This is a genomic window from Streptomyces sp. SP17BM10, from assembly GCF_036322405.1.
Classification (GTDB): domain Bacteria; phylum Actinomycetota; class Actinomycetes; order Streptomycetales; family Streptomycetaceae; genus Kitasatospora.
In genome coordinates this window covers 1-318 of the sequence record NZ_JAQYXB010000534.1, presented here as the reverse complement: position 1 = coordinate 318, position 318 = coordinate 1, and the positions used below count along the sequence as shown (strand labels likewise).

1 protein-coding gene is annotated in these 318 nt (G+C 74.2%); it reads left to right on the top strand.

Features of this window, described 5'->3' with window-relative positions; all coding sequences use genetic code 11:
* Positions 1–318, top strand: a 318-nt coding sequence (locus PUR71_RS11845; protein WP_329926850.1) for a hypothetical protein, incomplete at both ends; no start/stop codon positions are given.

The window sequence follows — 318 nt, the reverse complement described above, 5'->3', positions numbered from 1 at the left end:
GGACGGTCATCACGGCGGAAGCCACCACCGGAGGGGCGGTCGTCACGGCGGAAGCCACCACCGGAGGGGCGGTCGTCGCGGCGGAAGCCACCGCCCGAGGGGCGCTCGCCACGGTCATCGCGGCGGTAACCGCCGCCCTGGCGGTCGTCACGGTCGCGGCCGTAGCCACCGCCCGACGGGCGGTCGTCACGACGGAAGCCACCGCCCGAGGGGCGCTCGCCACGGTCATCACGACGGAAACCACCACGGTCGCCGCGGTCGTCACGGTTGAAACCACCCGACGGACGGTCATCACGGCGGAAGCCACCGCCCTGACGG